Annotated in this window: 33 protein-coding genes; 2 read left to right on the top strand and 31 right to left on the bottom strand. The window is 50.2% G+C overall.

Features of this window, described 5'->3' with window-relative positions; genetic code table 11:
- Window positions 1–15: 15 nt before the first annotated feature.
- Together trkA and mscL are read left to right on the top strand one after the other, a co-directional pair.
- Window positions 16–1,392: a Trk system potassium transporter TrkA gene (trkA, locus tag KXD89_RS02145; protein WP_000691382.1), complete on the top strand. Its 1,377-nt coding sequence runs from the start codon at window positions 16–18 to the stop codon at window positions 1,390–1,392.
- 129 nt (window positions 1,393–1,521) lie between these two features.
- Window positions 1,522–1,932: a large-conductance mechanosensitive channel protein MscL gene (gene mscL, locus KXD89_RS02140; protein WP_000022442.1), complete on the top strand. Its 411-nt coding sequence runs from the start codon at window positions 1,522–1,524 to the stop codon at window positions 1,930–1,932.
- On the opposite strand, the gene arfA is transcribed toward mscL, so the two are convergent.
- The 31 genes from arfA to rpsJ form a co-directional block, all read right to left on the bottom strand.
- Complete coding sequence (arfA, locus tag KXD89_RS02135; RefSeq protein ID WP_000092696.1) at window positions 1,929–2,147, bottom strand: alternative ribosome-rescue factor ArfA; 219 nt, start codon at window positions 2,145–2,147, stop codon at window positions 1,929–1,931. The two genes, mscL and arfA, sit on opposite strands and share 4 nt — an antisense overlap.
- 55 nt (window positions 2,148–2,202) lie before the next feature.
- A complete protein-coding gene (gene zntR, locus KXD89_RS02130) occupies window positions 2,203–2,628 on the bottom strand; it encodes a Zn(2+)-responsive transcriptional regulator (protein ID WP_000285607.1) in 426 nt (141 codons plus the stop codon).
- A gap of 10 nt (window positions 2,629–2,638) precedes the next feature.
- Window positions 2,639–3,007: a DUF1992 domain-containing protein gene (locus KXD89_RS02125; protein ID WP_000266486.1), complete on the bottom strand. Its 369-nt coding sequence runs from the start codon at window positions 3,005–3,007 to the stop codon at window positions 2,639–2,641.
- A gap of 106 nt (window positions 3,008–3,113) precedes the next feature.
- On the bottom strand, window positions 3,114–3,497 hold the full coding sequence (gene rplQ, locus KXD89_RS02120; RefSeq protein ID WP_001216368.1) for a 50S ribosomal protein L17: 384 nt from the start codon (window positions 3,495–3,497) through the stop codon (window positions 3,114–3,116).
- A 40-nt stretch (window positions 3,498–3,537) separates the two neighbouring features.
- Window positions 3,538–4,527: a DNA-directed RNA polymerase subunit alpha gene (locus KXD89_RS02115; protein WP_001162094.1), complete on the bottom strand. Its 990-nt coding sequence runs from the start codon at window positions 4,525–4,527 to the stop codon at window positions 3,538–3,540.
- A 25-nt stretch (window positions 4,528–4,552) separates the two neighbouring features.
- Window positions 4,553–5,173 carry a 30S ribosomal protein S4 gene (rpsD, locus tag KXD89_RS02110; protein WP_000135224.1) on the bottom strand — a complete coding sequence of 207 codons (621 nt, stop codon included), beginning with the start codon at window positions 5,171–5,173 and terminating at the stop codon, window positions 4,553–4,555.
- A 33-nt stretch (window positions 5,174–5,206) separates the two neighbouring features.
- On the bottom strand, window positions 5,207–5,596 hold the full coding sequence (gene rpsK, locus KXD89_RS02105; protein ID WP_001029684.1) for a 30S ribosomal protein S11: 390 nt from the start codon (window positions 5,594–5,596) through the stop codon (window positions 5,207–5,209).
- Between the two features lie 16 nt (window positions 5,597–5,612).
- The gene (gene rpsM / locus KXD89_RS02100) at window positions 5,613–5,969 is read right to left on the bottom strand and encodes a 30S ribosomal protein S13 (RefSeq protein WP_000090775.1); all 357 of its coding nucleotides are present in this window, start codon (window positions 5,967–5,969) and stop codon (window positions 5,613–5,615) included.
- A gap of 146 nt (window positions 5,970–6,115) precedes the next feature.
- Entirely contained in the window at window positions 6,116–6,232 is a 117-nt protein-coding gene (gene rpmJ, locus KXD89_RS02095; RefSeq protein ID WP_000868187.1) for a 50S ribosomal protein L36, read from the bottom strand.
- A 31-nt stretch (window positions 6,233–6,263) separates the two neighbouring features.
- The gene (gene secY / locus KXD89_RS02090) at window positions 6,264–7,595 is read right to left on the bottom strand and encodes a preprotein translocase subunit SecY (RefSeq protein ID WP_001118861.1); all 1,332 of its coding nucleotides are present in this window, start codon (window positions 7,593–7,595) and stop codon (window positions 6,264–6,266) included.
- 7 nt (window positions 7,596–7,602) lie between these two features.
- Entirely contained in the window at window positions 7,603–8,037 is a 435-nt protein-coding gene (rplO, locus tag KXD89_RS02085) for a 50S ribosomal protein L15 (protein WP_001238914.1), read from the bottom strand.
- Between the two features lie 3 nt (window positions 8,038–8,040).
- Window positions 8,041–8,220, bottom strand: a complete 180-nt coding sequence (gene rpmD / locus KXD89_RS02080) for a 50S ribosomal protein L30 (RefSeq protein WP_001140433.1) — start codon at window positions 8,218–8,220, stop codon at window positions 8,041–8,043.
- Window positions 8,221–8,223: 3 nt separating this feature from the next.
- Window positions 8,224–8,727 carry a 30S ribosomal protein S5 gene (gene rpsE / locus KXD89_RS02075; RefSeq protein WP_000940121.1) on the bottom strand — a complete coding sequence of 168 codons (504 nt, stop codon included), beginning with the start codon at window positions 8,725–8,727 and terminating at the stop codon, window positions 8,224–8,226.
- Window positions 8,728–8,741: 14 nt separating this feature from the next.
- Window positions 8,742–9,095: a 50S ribosomal protein L18 gene (rplR, locus tag KXD89_RS02070; protein WP_000358960.1), complete on the bottom strand. Its 354-nt coding sequence runs from the start codon at window positions 9,093–9,095 to the stop codon at window positions 8,742–8,744.
- Window positions 9,096–9,104: 9 nt separating this feature from the next.
- Complete coding sequence (rplF, locus tag KXD89_RS02065) at window positions 9,105–9,638, bottom strand: 50S ribosomal protein L6 (protein WP_000091945.1); 534 nt, start codon at window positions 9,636–9,638, stop codon at window positions 9,105–9,107.
- A 12-nt stretch (window positions 9,639–9,650) separates the two neighbouring features.
- Window positions 9,651–10,043, bottom strand: a complete 393-nt coding sequence (gene rpsH / locus KXD89_RS02060) for a 30S ribosomal protein S8 (protein ID WP_000062611.1) — start codon at window positions 10,041–10,043, stop codon at window positions 9,651–9,653.
- A 33-nt stretch (window positions 10,044–10,076) separates the two neighbouring features.
- Window positions 10,077–10,382, bottom strand: coding sequence for a 30S ribosomal protein S14 (gene rpsN, locus KXD89_RS02055; RefSeq protein ID WP_001118930.1), 306 nt, complete (start codon window positions 10,380–10,382; stop codon window positions 10,077–10,079).
- Window positions 10,383–10,396: 14 nt separating this feature from the next.
- Entirely contained in the window at window positions 10,397–10,936 is a 540-nt protein-coding gene (gene rplE / locus KXD89_RS02050) for a 50S ribosomal protein L5 (protein WP_001096200.1), read from the bottom strand.
- Window positions 10,937–10,950: 14 nt separating this feature from the next.
- Window positions 10,951–11,265 carry a 50S ribosomal protein L24 gene (gene rplX, locus KXD89_RS02045; protein WP_000729185.1) on the bottom strand — a complete coding sequence of 105 codons (315 nt, stop codon included), beginning with the start codon at window positions 11,263–11,265 and terminating at the stop codon, window positions 10,951–10,953.
- 10 nt (window positions 11,266–11,275) lie between these two features.
- Window positions 11,276–11,647 carry a 50S ribosomal protein L14 gene (gene rplN / locus KXD89_RS02040; protein WP_000613955.1) on the bottom strand — a complete coding sequence of 124 codons (372 nt, stop codon included), beginning with the start codon at window positions 11,645–11,647 and terminating at the stop codon, window positions 11,276–11,278.
- Window positions 11,648–11,811: 164 nt separating this feature from the next.
- Complete coding sequence (gene rpsQ / locus KXD89_RS02035) at window positions 11,812–12,066, bottom strand: 30S ribosomal protein S17 (protein WP_000130100.1); 255 nt, start codon at window positions 12,064–12,066, stop codon at window positions 11,812–11,814.
- A complete protein-coding gene (gene rpmC, locus KXD89_RS02030; RefSeq protein WP_000644741.1) occupies window positions 12,066–12,257 on the bottom strand; it encodes a 50S ribosomal protein L29 in 192 nt (63 codons plus the stop codon). The genes rpsQ and rpmC overlap by 1 nt, the downstream gene beginning before the upstream one ends.
- A complete protein-coding gene (gene rplP, locus KXD89_RS02025) occupies window positions 12,257–12,667 on the bottom strand; it encodes a 50S ribosomal protein L16 (protein WP_000941212.1) in 411 nt (136 codons plus the stop codon). The genes rpmC and rplP overlap by 1 nt, the downstream gene beginning before the upstream one ends.
- A 12-nt stretch (window positions 12,668–12,679) precedes the next feature.
- Complete coding sequence (gene rpsC / locus KXD89_RS02020) at window positions 12,680–13,381, bottom strand: 30S ribosomal protein S3 (protein ID WP_000529945.1); 702 nt, start codon at window positions 13,379–13,381, stop codon at window positions 12,680–12,682.
- A gap of 17 nt (window positions 13,382–13,398) precedes the next feature.
- The gene (gene rplV / locus KXD89_RS02015; RefSeq protein ID WP_000447529.1) at window positions 13,399–13,731 is read right to left on the bottom strand and encodes a 50S ribosomal protein L22; all 333 of its coding nucleotides are present in this window, start codon (window positions 13,729–13,731) and stop codon (window positions 13,399–13,401) included.
- A 14-nt stretch (window positions 13,732–13,745) separates the two neighbouring features.
- Entirely contained in the window at window positions 13,746–14,024 is a 279-nt protein-coding gene (gene rpsS, locus KXD89_RS02010) for a 30S ribosomal protein S19 (protein ID WP_001138117.1), read from the bottom strand.
- A 16-nt stretch (window positions 14,025–14,040) separates the two neighbouring features.
- Window positions 14,041–14,862 carry a 50S ribosomal protein L2 gene (gene rplB, locus KXD89_RS02005; RefSeq protein WP_000301864.1) on the bottom strand — a complete coding sequence of 274 codons (822 nt, stop codon included), beginning with the start codon at window positions 14,860–14,862 and terminating at the stop codon, window positions 14,041–14,043.
- 17 nt (window positions 14,863–14,879) lie between these two features.
- Window positions 14,880–15,182 carry a 50S ribosomal protein L23 gene (rplW, locus tag KXD89_RS02000; protein WP_000617544.1) on the bottom strand — a complete coding sequence of 101 codons (303 nt, stop codon included), beginning with the start codon at window positions 15,180–15,182 and terminating at the stop codon, window positions 14,880–14,882.
- Entirely contained in the window at window positions 15,179–15,784 is a 606-nt protein-coding gene (rplD, locus tag KXD89_RS01995) for a 50S ribosomal protein L4 (protein WP_000424395.1), read from the bottom strand. Before rplD ends, rplW begins: the two co-directional genes overlap by 4 nt.
- Before the next feature lie 10 nt (window positions 15,785–15,794).
- Window positions 15,795–16,424, bottom strand: coding sequence for a 50S ribosomal protein L3 (rplC, locus tag KXD89_RS01990; protein WP_000579833.1), 630 nt, complete (start codon window positions 16,422–16,424; stop codon window positions 15,795–15,797).
- A gap of 32 nt (window positions 16,425–16,456) precedes the next feature.
- Window positions 16,457–16,768 (bottom strand): 30S ribosomal protein S10, encoded by a 312-nt coding sequence (gene rpsJ / locus KXD89_RS01985; RefSeq protein WP_001181004.1) that lies wholly within the window; start codon window positions 16,766–16,768, stop codon window positions 16,457–16,459.
- Window positions 16,769–16,954: the final 186 nt, after the last annotated feature.

Raw genomic sequence — 16,954 nt, 5'->3', positions numbered from 1 at the left:
AACGGGTCGCGACTGATGAAAATTATCATTCTGGGTGCCGGCCAGGTTGGCGGCACACTGGCGGAAAACCTGGTTGGCGAGAACAACGATATTACTGTTGTCGATACCAACGGTGAGCGTCTGCGGACCTTACAGGATAAATTTGACCTGCGGGTCGTGCAGGGGCATGGCTCTCATCCACGCGTATTGCGGGAGGCAGGTGCCGACGACGCCGATATGCTGGTTGCTGTAACCAGTTCAGATGAAACCAATATGGTTGCCTGCCAGGTAGCCTACTCACTTTTCAACACCCCTAATCGCATCGCTCGTATCCGCTCACCAGACTACGTGCGCGATGCCGATAAGCTATTTCATTCAGATGCTGTGCCGATTGATCATCTGATCGCACCAGAGCAGTTGGTTATCGATAATATTTACCGACTGATTGAGTATCCCGGCGCATTGCAGGTGGTGAACTTCGCTGAGGGTAAAGTCAGCCTGGCTGTGGTTAAAGCCTATTATGGCGGCCCGCTGATTGGTAATGCACTTTCGACCATGCGCGAACATATGCCACATATCGATACTCGTGTGGCAGCAATTTTCCGCCACGATCGCCCCATTCGTCCGCAAGGTTCGACCATTGTTGAAGCTGGTGATGAAGTGTTCTTTATTGCCGCTTCACAGCATATCCGCGCGGTGATGAGTGAATTACAGCGACTGGAAAAACCGTATAAGCGGATCATGCTGGTTGGTGGCGGTAATATCGGTGCAGGGCTGGCGCGTCGTCTGGAAAAAGATTACAGCGTTAAACTCATCGAACGTAATCAGCAGCGCGCTGCCGAACTGGCGGAAAAGTTACAGAATACGATCGTCTTTTTTGGTGATGCGTCGGATCAAGAACTACTGGCCGAAGAACATATCGATCAAGTTGATCTGTTTATTGCCGTCACCAACGATGACGAGGCCAATATCATGTCCGCCATGCTTGCCAAACGTATGGGTGCGAAAAAGGTGATGGTATTGATCCAGCGTCGCGCTTATGTGGATCTGGTTCAGGGGAGCGTTATCGATATTGCGATTTCACCACAACAAGCAACTATTTCTGCGTTGCTTAGCCATGTGCGAAAAGCAGATATTGTTGGTGTTTCCTCATTGCGCCGCGGCGTAGCAGAAGCTATTGAAGCCGTTGCTCACGGTGATGAAAGCACCTCACGCGTTGTCGGCAGAGTCATTGACGAAATCAAGCTACCGCCAGGAACGATTATTGGAGCGGTGGTACGTGGAAACGACGTGATGATTGCCAATGACAATCTGCGCATTGAGCAAGGCGATCACGTAATTATGTTCCTCACAGATAAAAAGTTTATTACCGACGTCGAAAGACTCTTCCAGCCAAGCCCTTTCTTCTTGTAATTAATAAGGCGTCTAATGACGCCTTATTATTTCCCTTTGATTATCAAGGATTAATTAAATTCATTCCTGGCAGGAAAATGGCTTAACATTTGTTAGACTTATGGTTGTCGGCTTCATAGGGAGAATAACATGAGCATTATTAAAGAATTTCGCGAATTTGCGATGCGCGGGAACGTGGTGGATTTGGCGGTGGGTGTCATTATCGGTGCGGCATTCGGGAAGATTGTCTCTTCACTGGTTGCCGATATCATCATGCCTCCTCTGGGCTTATTAATTGGCGGGATCGATTTTAAACAGTTTGCTGTCACGCTACGCGATGCGCAGGGGGATATCCCTGCTGTTGTGATGCATTACGGTGTCTTCATTCAAAACGTCTTTGATTTTCTGATTGTGGCCTTTGCCATCTTTATGGCGATTAAGCTAATCAACAAACTGAATCGGAAAAAAGAAGAACCAGCAGCCGCACCTGCACCAACTAAAGAAGAAGTATTACTGACAGAAATTCGTGATTTGCTGAAAGAGCAGAATAACCGCTCTTAACAAGCGCCTGAAAGCAGAAGACCAGTGGTAAAAAAGTGATTTACTTTCTTGCCACTGGCCTCCCAGTTCCCCCGATTGCCATGTTTTCCTTTTCGCATGTAACTGCCTTTCCCCTTCTTATTTTTCTCTACGCGCTGTCGGAATAAGGGATCATGTAGTAATGCTTCTATCGCATTATCCTTTATCTGCCCTTTAGTATGCTGATATCGACTCATAAAAACTCCAGTTGGTTATTTAACGGCGCGAGTGTAATCCTGCCAGTGCAAAAAATCAACAACCACTCTTAACGCCACTCGCCCCTTGTTCAAGAGCTTCAAGAATCGAACAATAAACACTGCTATGAGCAGTCCCACAACAGGCATCGTTAAGGCGTTGCAAGGAACGCTGCATACTCTGCAACTCGGCTATCCGTGCTTCGACTTCCTGCAATCTTTCCTGCACAATGCCTTTTGACTCCTGACAGGTATGGTGTTCAGGATCGATGCGGATCGACAGCAACTCGCGGATCGACTCCAGACTGAAACCTAGTTGTCTGGCATGGCGGATAAATTTCAATCGCTGGAGATCGCTTTCGGTATATAGGCGAAACCCACCTTCAGTACGCACTTCATGCTCCATCATCTGCTGTTTTTCGTAATAACGAATCGTGTCGGGTGTTACTTCCGCCATTTTTGCCAGCTCACCAATGCGATACATACATACTCCACTAGTTATCGTTGATTTTGTCCAACAACTTGTCAGCATAATCGCCGCGTAAAAAATCGGTACTCAATCCAGCTTGTCGCAGCTTCAATTCCAGTAATGACAATCGACGGCTAACCTCTTGATATTGCGGATCATCGTGACGGATACCTTTGAGAATATCCAGAAGCTGAATTGCTTCTCTCCGTTGCTCAAGTTCTGGCGGTAAGCAACCGGCATTCTTCAGCAAGCGATACCCCGCACGTAATTCCGGTGGCACGTGAGAATCATCATCCAGTATCAATGGTTCGCCGCTACCTGCCAGGTTATCAAACTCACCTTTCGCTTGCGCTTCTGCTATATGGCGCTCTGCCCACTGGTCAAGTAACCACATAAATACTCCAGGGGATGAACAAAAAGAGTACAGCTATTGTAGATAAGTGGGGATACTACGGGTATAAAAAAACCCGCCGGGGCGGGTTTTTTTACGTTGCTTCAGATTACTCTGCAGCAGCTTCTGCTTTCTCTGAACGATCAACCAGCTCGATGTAAGCCATCGGCGCGTTGTCGCCTGCACGGAAGCCACACTTCAGAATACGAGTGTAACCACCGGCACGGCTCGCGAAACGCGGGCCCAGTTCGTTAAACAGTTTTGCCACGATCTCGTTATCACGAGTACGGGCGAATGCCAGACGACGATTAGCAACGCTATCAGTCTTGGCAAGAGTAATCAGCGGCTCAACTACGCGGCGCAGCTCTTTCGCTTTAGGCAGAGTCGTCTTGATGATTTCATGACGAACCAGTGAACCTGCCATATTGCGGAACATAGCCTGGCGATGGCTGCTGTTGCGGTTCAGTTGACGACCACTCTTACGATGGCGCATGACCTTATCCTTCTCAGTAAAACCTTAACCTGTGATCCGGTTACTCGTCAGCGATGCTTGCCGGTGGCCAGTTTTCCAGGCGCATGCCCAGAGACAGTCCACGGGAAGCCAGCACGTCTTTAATCTCAGTAAGAGATTTTTTACCAAGGTTAGGCGTTTTAAGGAGCTCAACCTCGGTACGCTGTACCAGATCACCGATATAGTGGATAGCTTCTGCTTTAAGGCAGTTAGCAGAGCGGACAGTCAATTCCAGATCGTCAACAGGGCGCAGCAGGATCGGATCGAACTCTGGTTTCTCTTCTTTCACTTCAGGCTGACGTACATCACGTAAGTCAACGAAAGCTTCCAGTTGTTCAGCCAGAATGGTTGCCGCACGACGAATCGCCTCTTCAGGATCGATTGTGCCGTTGGTTTCCATTTCGATGACCAGCTTGTCCAGGTCGGTACGCTGTTCTACACGCGCTGCTTCAACATTGTAGGCAATACGCTCCACAGGGCTGTAGCATGCGTCGACCAGCAGACGGCCGATTGGGCGCTCATCTTCTTCCGAATGAATTCGGGTAGAAGCCGGCACATAACCACGACCGCGCTGAACTTTGATACGCATGCTAATAGACGCGTTCTCATCGGTCAGGTGGCAGATCACGTGCTGCGGCTTGACGATTTCGACATCACCGTCGTGGGTGATATCGGCTGCAGTCACAGGGCCAATGCCAGATTTATTCAAGGTAAGAATAACTTCATCTTTGCCCTGAACTCTCACCGCCAGCCCTTTCAGGTTGAGCAGGATTTCCAGGATATCTTCCTGAACGCCTTCTTTGGTGCTGTACTCATGTAGTACACCATCAATCTCAACCTCGGTCACCGCGCAACCCGGCATCGATGAGAGCAGAATACGGCGCAGTGCGTTACCCAGAGTATGGCCAAAGCCACGCTCTAAAGGCTCAAGGGTCACCTTGGCGTGCGTCGAACTCACTTGCTCGATATCAACCAGGCGCGGTTTTAGAAACTCTGTCACAGAACCCTGCATTGTGTCCTCTCTTTGGTACTAAGCTTTACTTGGAGTAAAGCTCGACGATCAGGTGTTCGTTAATGTCCGCAGACAGATCAGAACGCTCCGGCTTACGCTTAAACGTACCTTCCATCTTGCCAGCATCAACTTCCAGCCAGGTTGGCTTTTCACGCTGCTCAGCCAGCTCCAGAGCGGCTTTCACGCGAGACTGCTTCTTCGCTTTCTCACGAATGCTTACAACGTCATTCGGACTAACCTGATAAGAAGCGATGTTAACAACACGACCGTTTACCATAATTGCTTTATGGCTAACCAGCTGACGTGCTTCTGCACGAGTGGCACCGAAGCCCATACGGTATACAACGTTGTCCAGACGACCTTCCAGCAGAGCCAACAGGTTTTCACCGGTGTTGCCTTTCAGACGTGCTGCTTCTTTGTAGTAGTTACGGAACTGACGCTCCAGCACACCATAGATACGGCGAACTTTTTGCTTTTCACGCAACTGCACACCATAGTCAGACAGACGCGGTTTACGCGCACCGTGCTGGCCAGGAGCTTGTTCAATTTTACACTTGGTATCGATCGCGCGAACGCCAGACTTAAGGAATAAGTCGGTGCCCTCACGACGGCTCAGCTTGAGCTTAGGACCCAAATATCTTGCCATTTTCTTTCTCCAACAAACCTGGAAAACGAGGCGTTATACGCGACGTTTTTTCGGCGGACGACAACCGTTATGAGGGATCGGAGTCACATCAGTAATGTTAGTGATGCGGAAACCTGCGGCGTTCAGAGCACGAATAGTAGATTCGCGGCCTGGACCCGGACCTTTAACCATAACTTCCAGATTCTTGATGCCGTATTCTTTCACGGCGTCAGCGCAACGCTCTGCTGCAACCTGAGCTGCAAACGGAGTGGATTTGCGAGAACCACGGAAACCGGAACCACCGGCTGTTGCCCAACCCAACGCGTTACCCTGACGATCAGTGATAGTCACGATGGTGTTGTTGAAAGAAGCATGGATATGAGCCACGCCGTCAGAGACTTGTTTTCTTACACGTTTACGTGCACGAATTGGTGCCTTTGCCATTATTCAATCACCCCGATTATTTCTTGATCGGTTTGCGCGGACCCTTACGGGTACGTGCGTTGGTCTTGGTACGCTGACCGCGAACCGGGAGACCACGACGATGACGCAAACCGCGATAGCAACCAAGATCCATCAGGCGCTTGATGCTCATGCTGATTTCACGGCGCAGATCACCTTCAACGACAAATTTGGCAACTTCGTCACGCAGCGTGTCGATTTGTCCTTCAGACAGCTCACTGATCTTAACATCTTCAGCGATACCCGCTGCAGCCAGGATGGCTTTAGAACGGGTCTTGCCGACGCCATAAATCGAAGTTAATGCGATTACGGCATGCTTATGATCAGGAATGTTAATGCCTGCTATACGGGCCACTATGCACTCCTACTATTTAATATGTACGTTCCATGCTGAAAAGCCCGTTTTCAGGATACTCAAATGGAAACGCACAGACATACAAAAGATTGGCTGGCTAATCTAGCCAGCTCAACCCAACTTTGCAAGAAAAATATGCGAAAAAATCAGCCTTGGCGCTGTTTATGCTTCGGCTCGGCACTGCAAATCACACGGATGACACCATCACGCTTAACGATTTTGCAGTTACGGCATAATTTCTTGACGGAAGCACGAACTTTCATTTTTACTCTCCGTAACTTCTCGGGCGACCAATTATCGGCCGTAGCCTTTCAGGTTCGCCTTCTTCAATGCAGACTCATACTGACTGGACATCATCAGAGTTTGCACTTGAGCCATAAAGTCCATAATCACGACAACAACGATAAGCAGTGAGGTCCCACCGAAGTAGAACGGTACTTTCATTGCATCACGCATGAACTCCGGGATCAGGCAGATAAAGGTAATATACAGCGCACCAACCAGGGTCAGGCGGGTCATTACTTTATCGATATACTTCGCCGTTTGCTCTCCCGGACGAATTCCTGGTACAAATGCACCGGACTTCTTCAGGTTATCTGCTGTTTCACGCGGGTTGAAAACCAACGCCGTGTAGAAGAAACAGAAGAAGATGATTGCAGACGCATAGAGTAACACATAAAGCGGTTGCCCAGGCTGCAAATACAGCGAAATTGTTGTCAGCCAGTTCCAACCAGTACCGCCCCCGAACCATGACGCGATGGTCGCCGGGAACAGAATAATACTGGAAGCGAAGATTGCCGGGATTACCCCCGCCATATTCACTTTCAGCGGTAAATGTGTGCTCTGTGCAGCATAGACACGACGACCTTGCTGACGTTTCGCGTAGTTTACCACAATGCGGCGTTGACCACGCTCAACAAATACAACAAAGAACGTCACTGCAAATACTAATACTGCAACCAACAGCAACACGAGGAAGTGCAGGTCGCCTTGACGCGCTTGCTCGATAGTATGGGCAATGGCTGGCGGGAGTCCCGCGACAATACCGGCGAAGATAATGATTGAAATACCGTTGCCGATACCTCGTTCAGTAATCTGTTCGCCCAACCACATCAGGAACATGGTTCCTGTGACCAGACTTACAACAGCGGTGAAGTAGAATGCAAAGCCCGGGTTAATCACCAGGCCTTGCATACCAGGCATATTCGGCAGACCGGTAGCAATACCGATCGACTGGAATATTGCCAGCACCAGAGTACCGTAGCGGGTGTACTGGCTGATCTTACGACGACCAGACTCCCCTTCTTTCTTAATTTCTGCCAACGTTGGGTGAACCACCGTCAGCAGCTGGATAATGATCGACGCCGAAATATACGGCATGATCCCCAGAGCAAAGATAGAAGCACGGCTGAGAGCACCACCAGAGAACATGTTAAACATCTCAATGATGGTGCCTCGCTGTTGCTCAAGCAGTTTGGCAAGTACAGCGGCATCAATACCAGGGATCGGAATAAAAGAGCCAATACGGAACACAATCAGCGCACCGATAACAAACAGCAGTCTGCGTTTCAGCTCGCCTAAGCCACCTTTGGCACTTTGAAAATCTAATCCCGGTTGTTTAGCCATCTGCTACTTATTCCTCGATTTTACCGCCAGCAGCTTCGATAGCAGCACGAGCGCCTTTAGTAACACGCAGGCCACGAACAGTTACCGGAGTCGTTACTTCGCCAGCCAGGATCACTTTCGCGAACTCGATCTGGATACCGATAATGTTAGCCGCTTTCAGCGTGTTCAGGTCTACTACACCGCCTTCTACTTTAGCCAGGTCAGACAGACGAATTTCGGCTGTAATCGCTGCTTTACGAGAAGTGAAGCCGAATTTCGGCAGACGACGGTACAGAGGCATCTGACCACCCTCGAAACCGCGACGTACGCCACCGCCAGAACGAGACTTCTGACCTTTGTGACCACGACCACCGGTTTTACCGAGGCCAGAACCGATACCACGACCCAGGCGTTTACCCGCCTTTTTGGAGCCTTCGGCCGGAGACAGAGTATTTAAACGCATCTCTTACTCCTCAACTTTAACCATGAAGGAAACCGCGTTGATCATACCGCGAATAGCAGGAGTATCCTCGCGCTCTACGGTGTGACCAATACGACGCAGACCCAGGCCAAGCAGCGTTGCCTTGTGTTTCGGCAGACGACCGATTGCACTGCGGGTTTGAGTAATTTTAATAGTCTTTGCCATGGTTTATTTCCCCAGAATTTCTTCAACGGATTTACCACGCTTGGCAGCGACCATTTCTGGAGAATTCATATTTTCCAGGCCATCAATAGTTGCACGAACCACGTTGATCGGGTTGGTGGAACCATAGGCTTTAGCCAGAACGTTATGAACCCCAGCGACTTCCAGAACGGCGCGCATTGCACCACCGGCGATGATACCGGTACCTTCGGAAGCCGGCTGCATGAATACGCGAGAACCCGTGTGAACACCTTTAACAGGGTGTTGCAGAGTGCCGTTATTCAGCGCGACGTTAATCATATTGCGACGGGCTTTTTCCATCGCTTTCTGGATCGCTGCTGGAACTTCACGCGCTTTACCGTAACCAAAACCAACGCGACCGTTACCATCGCCAACTACAGTCAGAGCTGTGAAGGAGAAAATACGACCACCTTTAACGGTTTTAGATACGCGGTTTACCGCGATCAGCTTTTCCTGCAGTTCGCCAGCTTGTTTTTCGATGTGAGCCATCTTACACCTCTACCTTAGAACTGAAGGCCAGCTTCACGGGCAGCATCTGCCAGTGCCTGGACACGACCATGATATTGGAACCCGGAACGGTCAAAGGATACATCTTTGATGCCTTTTTCCAGAGCGCGTTCAGCGACAGCTTTACCCACAGCTGCAGCCGCGTCTTTGTTACCGGTGTACTTCAGTTGTTCAGCGATAGCTTTTTCTACAGTAGAAGCAGCTACCAGAACTTCAGAACCGTTCGGTGCAATTACCTGTGCGTAAATGTGACGCGGGGTACGATGTACCACCAGGCGAGTTGCGCCCAGCTCCTGGAGCTTGCGGCGTGCGCGGGTCGCACGACGGATACGAGCAGATTTCTTATCCATAGTGTTACCTTACTTCTTCTTAGCCTCTTTGGTACGCACGACTTCGTCGGCGTAACGAACACCCTTGCCTTTATAAGGCTCAGGACGACGGTAGGCGCGCAGATCCGCTGCAACCTGGCCGATCACCTGCTTATCAGCGCCTTTCAGCACGATTTCAGTCTGAGTCGGACATTCAGCAGTGATACCCGCAGGCAGCTGATGGTCAACAGGATGAGAGAAACCCAGAGACAGGTTAATCACATTGCCTTTAACCGCTGCACGGTAACCTACACCAACCAGCTGCAGCTTCTTAGTGAAGCCTTCGGTAACACCGATAACCATTGAGTTCAGCAGGGCACGCGCGGTACCAGCCTGTGCCCAACCGTCTGCGTAACCATCACGCGGACCGAAGGTCAGGGTATTATCTGCATGTTTAACTTCAACAGCATCGTTGAGAGTACGAGTCAGCTCGCCGTTTTTACCTTTGATCGTAATAACCTGACCGTTGATTTTTACGTCAACGCCGGCAGGAACAACGACCGGTGCTTTAGCAACACGAGACATTTTTTCCTCCGATTAGGCTACGTAGCAGATAATTTCGCCACCAAGACCAGCCTGGCGCGCTGCACGATCAGTCATAACACCTTTAGAGGTAGAAACAACTGCGATACCCAGACCCGCCATAACTTTCGGCAGCTCATCTTTACGTTTATAGATGCGCAGACCTGGGCGGCTGACACGCTGAATGCTTTCTACAACAGCTTTGCCCTGGAAATACTTCAGAGTAAGTTCCAGTTCAGGCTTGGTGTCGCCTTCAACTTTAAAATCTTCAATAAAACCTTCTTCCTTCAGCACGTTGGCGATTGCCACTTTCAGCTTGGAGGAAGGCATGGTGACCGCAGCTTTGTTCGCGGCCTGACCGTTACGGATACGGGTCAGCATATCCGCGATCGGATCTTGCATGCTCATCTGTCTTTACTCCCGTGATTCAATTGGTGACAATTACCAGCTAGCCTTTTTCAGACCCGGGATTTCACCGCGCATAGCGGCTTCACGGACCTTAATACGGCTCAACCCGAACTTCCGCAGGAAACCATGCGGACGACCTGTTTGACGGCAGCGGTTACGCTGACGAGACGGGCTGGAATCACGCGGCAGAGTCTGCAGCTTGAGAACAGCGTTCCAACGATCTTCGTCGGAAGCGTTCACATCAGAGATGATCGCTTTCAGTTCAGCGCGTTTCGCGAAGTATTTATCAGCTAAAGCTACGCGTTTTACTTCGCGTGCTTTCATTGATTGCTTAGCCATTTAGTAACCCTACCTTACTTGCGGAACGGGAAGTCAAAGGCAGCCAGCAGAGCGCGGCCTTCTTCGTCAGATTTCGCAGTAGTGGTAATGGTAATATCCAAACCACGAACGCGGTCGACTTTATCGTAGTCGATTTCTGGGAAGATGATCTGCTCACGGACACCCATGCTGTAGTTACCACGACCGTCGAAAGACTTAGCGGACAGGCCACGGAAGTCACGGATACGAGGTACAGCAATAGTGATCAGGCGCTCAAAGAACTCCCACATGCGTTCGCCACGCAGAGTTACTTTACAGCCGATCGGATAGCCCTGACGGATTTTGAAGCCTGCAACAGATTTGCGTGCTTTGGTGATCAGCGGTTTTTGACCGGAGATTGCTGCCAGGTCTGCTGCTGCGTTATCCAGCAGTTTTTTGTCAGCGATCGCTTCACCAACACCCATGTTCAGGGTGATCTTCTCGACCCGAGGGACTTGCATGACAGAATTGTAGTTAAACTCAGTCATGAGTTTTTTAACTACTTCGTCTTTGTAGTAATCATGCAGTTTCGCCATCGTACTACTCCAAATTACTTGATAGTTTCGCTGTTAGACTTGAAGAAACGGACTTTTTTACCGTCTTCGAATCTAAAGCCTACACGGTCAGCCTTGCCGGTTGCCGCATTGAAGATTGCTACGTTGGAAACCTGAATAGCGGCTTCTTTTTCAACGATGCCACCCGGTTGGTTCAGGGCCGGAACCGGCTTCTGATGTTTCTTAACCAGGTTGATACCTTCAACAATGACCTTGCCGGAAGACAGGACATTCTTAACTTTACCGCGTTTACCTTTATCTTTACCGGTTAACACGATAACTTCGTCATCACGACGGATTTTCGCTGCCATGATTCGCTCCTTAGAGTACTTCTGGTGCCAGAGAGATAATTTTCATGAACTTCTCACTACGAAGCTCACGAGTTACCGGCCCAAAAATACGCGTACCGATAGGCTGCTCGCTGTTGTTGTTCAGAAGAACACAAGCATTACCATCGAAGCGAATGACAGAACCGTCCGGGCGACGAACACCCTTCTTGGTGCGCACCACTACCGCCTTCAGCACATCACCTTTTTTGACCTTACCACGCGGAATTGCTTCTTTGATGGTGATCTTGATGATGTCGCCTACGCCTGCGTAGCGACGGTGCGAGCCACCCAGAACCTTGATACACATTACGCGACGTGCACCGGAGTTGTCGGCGACGTTCAGCATAGTCTGTTCTTGGATCATTTTAGTGCTCCGCTAATGTCAACTACTACTGAGACCCGAAAATCAGGTCGTTAAAAATCCCCATATCGAGGGCGCGGCATTATAACACCGCTTCAAGGATATGGGTAGAAAAAATAAACGGCTCATTTCTGAGCCGTTTATTCGTATTGAGAGAGTGTACTGTATTACAGAACCGCTTTCTCTACAACGCGAACCAGCGTCCAGGATTTAGTCTTGGACAGCGGACGGCATTCGCGGATTTCAACCACGTCACCGATACCGCATTCGTTGTTCTCGTCATGTACGTGCAGTTTGGTCGTACGCTTGATGAATTTACCGTAGATCGGGTGTTTCACAAAACGTTCGATAGCAACAACAATGGATTTCTCCATTTTGTCGCTAACAACGCGACCTTGCAGAGTACGGATTTTATCGGTCATTACGCACCCGCCTTCTCGTTCAGTAAAGTCTTAACGCGTGCGACATCGCGACGCACTTGCTTCAACAGGTGAGACTGTTGCAGCTGGCCACTTGCAGCCTGCATACGCAGGTTGAACTGCTCACGCAGCAGGTTCAGCAGCTCGGTGTTCAGCTCTTCAACGCTCTTCTCACGCAGCTCTTTTGCTTTCATTACATCACCGTCTTAGTTACAAAGGTGGTTTTAATCGGCAGTTTCGCTGCTGCCAGCTTGAATGCTTCACGGGCCAGCTCTTCCGGAACACCGTCCATTTCATACAGGACTTTACCCGGCTGAATCAAGGCAACCCAATACTCCACGTTACCTTTACCTTTACCCATACGCACTGCCAGCGGCTTTTCAGTGATCGGTTTGTCCGGGAACACACGGATCCAGATCTTACCTTGACGCTTAACTGCACGGGTCATAGCACGACGTGCTGCTTCGATCTGACGGGCAGTCAGACGACCACGGCCAACAGCTTTCAGACCGAAGCTGCCGAAGCTAACATCCGTACCCTGCGCCAGACCGCGGTTACGGCCTTTGTGCATTTTACGGAATTTTGTACGCTTTGGTTGTAACATCAGCGACGCTCCTTATTTACGGCCTTTACGCTGCTGCTTTTTAGGCTGAGCAGCCGGTTTTTCCGGTTGTTCAACAGCAGCCATACCACCCAGGATCTCGCCTTTGAAGATCCACACTTTAACGCCGATTACACCGTAAGTGGTGTGCGCTTCAGAGGTGTTGTAGTCGATGTCAGCACGCAGAGTGTGCAGCGGTACGCGACCTTCGCGGTACCATTCGGTACGTGCGATTTCCGCGCCGCCCAGACGGCCGCTAACTTCAACTTTAATACCTTTAGCGCCCAGACGCATTGCGTTCTGTACAGCACGCTTCATAGCACGACGGAACATAACGCGACGTTCCAGCTGAGAAGTGATGCTGTCAGCAACCAGTTTTGCGTCCAGTTCAGGCTTACGAACTTCGGCGATGTTGATCTGTGCAGGAACGCCAGCGATGTCCGCTACGACCTTACGCAGTTTTTCTACGTCTTCACCTTTTTTACCGATAACGATACCCGGGCGAGCAGTGTGAATGGTTACACGGATGCTCTTAGCCGGACGCTCGATAACGATACGAGATACGGACGCTTTAGCCAGTTCCTTAGTCAGGTACTGACGTACTTTAAAATCGCTGTCCAGGTTGTCAGCGAATTCTTTGGTGTTCGCAAACCAGGTAGAGTTCCATGGTTTTACAATACCCAGGCGAATACCATTAGGATGTACTTTCTGACCCATTGCTAGTCTCCAGAGTCTCAGCGATCGGACACAACCACAGTGATGTGGCTGGTGCGCTTCAGGATGCGATCTGCACGACCTTTTGCACGCGGCATAATGCGCTTCATGCTCGGGCCTTCGTCTACGAAAATTTTCGTAACTTTCAGATCGTCAATGTCAGCGCCATCGTTGTGTTCAGCGTTAGCAATGGCAGATTCCAGAACTTTCTTGACCAGTACAGCCGCTTTCTTGTTGGTGTAGGTCAAAATATCCAGAGCCTGCGACACTTTCTTACCGCGAATCAGGTCAGCAACAAGGCGAACCTTCTGAGCAGAAGAACGAGCATGGCGATGTTTAGCGATAGTTTCCATCTCTTCCTCCTACCTTATTTCTTCTTCGCTTTTTTATCAGCAGCGTGGCCGCGATAAGTACGAGTCGGTGCGAATTCACCCAGTTTGTGACCAACCATTTCGTCGGTTACAAATACCGGAACGTGCTGACGACCATTATGGACAGCGATGGTCAAACCGATCATGTTAGGAAAGATCGTTGAACGACGGGACCAAGTGCGCAGGGGCTTCTTGTCTCCGCTTTCCACCGCTTTCTCTACCTTCTTCAGCAAGTGCAGGTCAATAAAAGGACCTTTCTTGAGAGAACGTGGCATGGCTTATCCTCTAAAATTATTTGCTACGGCGACGTACGATGAATTTATCAGTACGCTTGTTGCTGCGGGTCTTCTTACCTTTGGTCTGAACGCCCCACGGAGTTACCGGGTGCTTACCAAAGTTACGACCTTCACCACCACCATGTGGGTGGTCTACCGGGTTCATCGCGGTACCGCGAACGGTCGGACGAACACCACGCCAGCGTGCAGCACCTGCTTTACCCAGAACGCGCAGCATATGCTCAGCATTGCCAACTTCGCCCAGAGTTGCACGGCAGTCTGCTTCTACTTTACGCATTTCACCAGAACGCAGACGCAGGGTGACATAAGCACCATCACGAGCAACGATCTGAACGTAAGTACCAGCGGAACGTGCCAGCTGACCGCCTTTACCTGGTTTCATTTCTACGTTATGAACAGTAGAACCAACCGGGATGTTGCGCATCGGCAGGGTGTTACCTGGTTTGATTGCAGCATCAACGCCAGACTGAATCTGGTCGCCAGCTTTCAGGCCTTTAGGGGCCAGGATGTAACGGCGTTCACCGTCTTTGTACAGAACCAGCGCGATGTTCGCGGAACGGTTCGGATCGTACTCAAGACGTTCAACAACTGCCGGGATACCGTCTTTGTTGCGTTTGAAGTCAACAATACGGTAAGCCTGCTTGTGGCCACCACCGATATGACGAGTGGTGATACGGCCATTGTTGTTACGACCACCGGATTTGCTGTTTTTTTCCAGCAACGGAGCAAAAGGTTTGCCCTTGTGCAGCTCAGGGTTAACCACTTTAACTACGTGGCGACGACCCGGAGATGTCGGTTTACATTTAACAACTGCCATTGTATTACTCCTCCGACTTACTCAGCGCCGCCAACGAAGTCCAGATTCTGGCCTTCTTTCAGGGTGACGTAAGCTTTTTTCCAGTCGCTACGACGACCGATACGCTGTCCGTGACGTTTAACTTTCCCTTTAACTACCAGGGTGTTAACGACTTCGACTTCGACTTCAAACAGTTTCTGCACAGCAGCTTTGATTTCTGCTTTGGTCGCGTCTTTAGCAACTTTGAGTACGATGGTGTTGGATTTTTCCATCGCAGTAGACGCTTTTTCAGAAACGTGCGGTGCACGCAGCACCTTCAGCAGACGTTCTTCACGAATCATGCCAGCATCTCCTCAACTTGCTTAACAGCATCAGCAGTCATTACGACTTTGTCGAAGGCGATCAGGCTAACCGGGTCGATACCAGTTGCATCGCGTACGTCAACCTTGTGCAGGTTGCGCGCAGCCAGGAACAGGTTTTCGTCCAGCTCACCGGTGATGATCAGCACATCTTCCAGAGCCATGTCTTTCAGTTTCTGTGCCAGCAGCTTAGTTTTCGGCGCTTCTACAGAGAACTTCTCGACAACGATCAGACGATCCTGACGTACCAGTTCGGACAGGATGCTTTTCAGCGCGCCGCGGTACATCTTCTTGTTAACTTTTTGACTGTGGTCCTGCGGACGAGCAGCAAAGGTCACGCCACCAGAACGCCAGATCGGGCTCTTGATAGAACCAGAACGCGCACGGCCGGTGCCTTTCTGGCGCCACGGTTTTTTACCGGAACCAGTTACTTCAGCACGAGTCTTCTGAGCACGAGTACCCTGACGAGCACCAGCTGCATAAGCAACAACAACCTGGTGAACCAGCGCTTCGTTGAAATCACGACCGAAGGTAGTTTCGGAAACAGTCAGCGCGCTCTGCGCGTCTTTCAATACTAATTCCATTGCTATCTCCTTACGCCTTCACAGCTGGTTTAACGATCAGGTCGCTACCGGTTGCACCCGGGACAGCACCTTTAACCAGCAGCAGGTTGCGCTCAGCGTCAACGCGTACTACGTCAAGGCTCTGAACGGTTACACGTTCGTTACCCATCTGACCTGCCATTTTCTTGCCTTTGAACACTTTGCCCGGAGTCTGGTTCTGACCGATAGAACCCGGAACGCGGTGAGACAAGGAGTTACCGTGAGTAGCGTCCTGGGTACGGAAGTTCCAGCGCTTAACGGTACCTGCGAAACCTTTACCTTTAGAGGTGCCAGTTACGTCAACTTTTTTAACGTCAGCAAACAGTTCAACGCTAATGCTCTGACCTACAGTGAACTCTTCGCCTTCAGCCAGGCGGAATTCCCACAGACCACGGCCAGCTTCTACGCCAGCTTTAGCGAAGTGGCCAGCTTCAGGCTTGGTCACACGGTTAGCTTTTTTAGCACCGGTGGTCACCTGAATAGCACGGTAGCCATCGTTAGCCAGGTCTTTAACCTGAGTAACGCGGTTTGCTTCAACTTCGATTACGGTTACTGGGATAGAAACGCCGTCTTCTGTGAAGATACGGGTCATACCCACTTTTTTACCGACTAAACCAATCATTGTTTCAACCTCTCAATCGCTCAATGACCTGATTAACCCAGGCTGATCTGCACGTCTACACCGGCAGCCAGATCCAGACGCATCAGAGCATCAACGGTTTTCTCGGTTGGCTCAACGATGTCAACCAGACGCAAGTGAGTACGGATTTCGTACTGATCGCGCGCGTCTTTGTTGACGTGCGGGGAGATCAGAACAGTGAAGCGCTCTTTGCGTGTCGGCAGCGGGATCGGACCACGGACCTGCGCACCAGTGCGCTTGGCAGTCTCGACGATTTCCGCGGTTGCTTGATCGATCAGACGATGATCAAACGCTTTCAGGCGGATACGGATTCTTTGGTTCTGCATGAGACCAGAGCTCCAATTATTTTATAAACGAAAATGATTACTCCTCAGACCCATTACGATTGATGGGAGAGTGTAACCGTTCTTACGTAGCTCCCCGATTGGGAGCATTGTTAGGTAGCCAAATTCGGCTAACTGAGGTTCAGATTGAACCTGCTGTCAACTACGACAAGCCCGCGCATTATACAT

It is taken from the genome of Escherichia sp. TC-EC600-tetX4 (assembly GCF_019356055.1).
In the GTDB taxonomy this organism is placed as follows: Bacteria; Pseudomonadota; Gammaproteobacteria; order Enterobacterales; family Enterobacteriaceae.
The sequence above is the reverse complement of the archived record's forward strand: the minus strand, read 5'-3'. Positions and strand labels throughout refer to the sequence as shown.

What these genes read in the sequence shown, in the direction of transcription:
- trkA (WP_000691382.1), top strand. Translation starts at nt 16, where the DNA reads ATGAAAATTATCATTCTGGGTGCCGGCCAGGTTGGCGGCACACTGGCG.
- mscL (WP_000022442.1), top strand. Translation starts at nt 1,522, where the DNA reads ATGAGCATTATTAAAGAATTTCGCGAATTTGCGATGCGCGGGAACGTG.
- arfA (WP_000092696.1), bottom strand. Translation starts at nt 2,147, where the DNA reads ATGAGTCGATATCAGCATACTAAAGGGCAGATAAAGGATAATGCGATA.
- zntR (WP_000285607.1), bottom strand. Translation starts at nt 2,628, where the DNA reads ATGTATCGCATTGGTGAGCTGGCAAAAATGGCGGAAGTAACACCCGAC.
- KXD89_RS02125 (WP_000266486.1), bottom strand. Translation starts at nt 3,007, where the DNA reads ATGTGGTTACTTGACCAGTGGGCAGAGCGCCATATAGCAGAAGCGCAA.
- rplQ (WP_001216368.1), bottom strand. Translation starts at nt 3,497, where the DNA reads ATGCGCCATCGTAAGAGTGGTCGTCAACTGAACCGCAACAGCAGCCAT.
- KXD89_RS02115 (WP_001162094.1), bottom strand. Translation starts at nt 4,527, where the DNA reads ATGCAGGGTTCTGTGACAGAGTTTCTAAAACCGCGCCTGGTTGATATC.
- rpsD (WP_000135224.1), bottom strand. Translation starts at nt 5,173, where the DNA reads ATGGCAAGATATTTGGGTCCTAAGCTCAAGCTGAGCCGTCGTGAGGGC.
- rpsK (WP_001029684.1), bottom strand. Translation starts at nt 5,596, where the DNA reads ATGGCAAAGGCACCAATTCGTGCACGTAAACGTGTAAGAAAACAAGTC.
- rpmJ (WP_000868187.1), bottom strand. Translation starts at nt 6,232, where the DNA reads ATGAAAGTTCGTGCTTCCGTCAAGAAATTATGCCGTAACTGCAAAATC.
- secY (WP_001118861.1), bottom strand. Translation starts at nt 7,595, where the DNA reads ATGGCTAAACAACCGGGATTAGATTTTCAAAGTGCCAAAGGTGGCTTA.
- rplO (WP_001238914.1), bottom strand. Translation starts at nt 8,037, where the DNA reads ATGCGTTTAAATACTCTGTCTCCGGCCGAAGGCTCCAAAAAGGCGGGT.
- rpmD (WP_001140433.1), bottom strand. Translation starts at nt 8,220, where the DNA reads ATGGCAAAGACTATTAAAATTACTCAAACCCGCAGTGCAATCGGTCGT.
- rpsE (WP_000940121.1), bottom strand. Translation starts at nt 8,727, where the DNA reads ATGGCTCACATCGAAAAACAAGCTGGCGAACTGCAGGAAAAGCTGATC.
- rplR (WP_000358960.1), bottom strand. Translation starts at nt 9,095, where the DNA reads ATGGATAAGAAATCTGCTCGTATCCGTCGTGCGACCCGCGCACGCCGC.
- rplF (WP_000091945.1), bottom strand. Translation starts at nt 9,638, where the DNA reads ATGTCTCGTGTTGCTAAAGCACCGGTCGTTGTTCCTGCCGGCGTTGAC.
- rpsH (WP_000062611.1), bottom strand. Translation starts at nt 10,043, where the DNA reads ATGAGCATGCAAGATCCGATCGCGGATATGCTGACCCGTATCCGTAAC.
- rpsN (WP_001118930.1), bottom strand. Translation starts at nt 10,382, where the DNA reads ATGGCTAAGCAATCAATGAAAGCACGCGAAGTAAAACGCGTAGCTTTA.
- rplE (WP_001096200.1), bottom strand. Translation starts at nt 10,936, where the DNA reads ATGGCGAAACTGCATGATTACTACAAAGACGAAGTAGTTAAAAAACTC.
- rplX (WP_000729185.1), bottom strand. Translation starts at nt 11,265, where the DNA reads ATGGCAGCGAAAATCCGTCGTGATGACGAAGTTATCGTGTTAACCGGT.
- rplN (WP_000613955.1), bottom strand. Translation starts at nt 11,647, where the DNA reads ATGATCCAAGAACAGACTATGCTGAACGTCGCCGACAACTCCGGTGCA.
- rpsQ (WP_000130100.1), bottom strand. Translation starts at nt 12,066, where the DNA reads ATGACCGATAAAATCCGTACTCTGCAAGGTCGCGTTGTTAGCGACAAA.
- rpmC (WP_000644741.1), bottom strand. Translation starts at nt 12,257, where the DNA reads ATGAAAGCAAAAGAGCTGCGTGAGAAGAGCGTTGAAGAGCTGAACACC.
- rplP (WP_000941212.1), bottom strand. Translation starts at nt 12,667, where the DNA reads ATGTTACAACCAAAGCGTACAAAATTCCGTAAAATGCACAAAGGCCGT.
- rpsC (WP_000529945.1), bottom strand. Translation starts at nt 13,381, where the DNA reads ATGGGTCAGAAAGTACATCCTAATGGTATTCGCCTGGGTATTGTAAAA.
- rplV (WP_000447529.1), bottom strand. Translation starts at nt 13,731, where the DNA reads ATGGAAACTATCGCTAAACATCGCCATGCTCGTTCTTCTGCTCAGAAG.
- rpsS (WP_001138117.1), bottom strand. Translation starts at nt 14,024, where the DNA reads ATGCCACGTTCTCTCAAGAAAGGTCCTTTTATTGACCTGCACTTGCTG.
- rplB (WP_000301864.1), bottom strand. Translation starts at nt 14,862, where the DNA reads ATGGCAGTTGTTAAATGTAAACCGACATCTCCGGGTCGTCGCCACGTA.
- rplW (WP_000617544.1), bottom strand. Translation starts at nt 15,182, where the DNA reads ATGATTCGTGAAGAACGTCTGCTGAAGGTGCTGCGTGCACCGCACGTT.
- rplD (WP_000424395.1), bottom strand. Translation starts at nt 15,784, where the DNA reads ATGGAATTAGTATTGAAAGACGCGCAGAGCGCGCTGACTGTTTCCGAA.
- rplC (WP_000579833.1), bottom strand. Translation starts at nt 16,424, where the DNA reads ATGATTGGTTTAGTCGGTAAAAAAGTGGGTATGACCCGTATCTTCACA.
- rpsJ (WP_001181004.1), bottom strand. Translation starts at nt 16,768, where the DNA reads ATGCAGAACCAAAGAATCCGTATCCGCCTGAAAGCGTTTGATCATCGT.